At 41.5% G+C, this 234-nt stretch carries 1 protein-coding gene; it reads right to left on the bottom strand.

The features are described from left to right. On the bottom strand, positions 1–173 hold a 173-nt coding region (tnpA, locus tag ACX5KA_RS05325), incomplete at its 3' end, for an IS66 family insertion sequence element accessory protein TnpA (RefSeq protein WP_458730595.1). Positions 174–234 lie beyond the last annotated feature (61 nt).

Below are 234 nucleotides of genomic sequence, written 5' to 3'. Positions count from 1 at the left end.
TCTGGCGTATTACTTTTAGTCAAACTGAAATCGGCCTCTGTATACTTATCCCGCCAACCATACAAAGTAGACAGGCTAATACCTTCTCTTTGCGCAAACTGGCGTAATGATAAACCGCTTTCAATCAACTTACTAACCACTGCCTTTTTATGTTCTTCTGGATAATGTCTCACTCATGCCTAACTTCCGCACCCTGTCTAATACTATGAAAAACTGAGGCGACAACTATCCTGA

It is taken from the genome of Alteromonas alvinellae, from assembly GCF_902705805.1.
The sequence above is the reverse complement of the archived record's forward strand: the minus strand, read 5'-3'. Positions and strand labels throughout refer to the sequence as shown.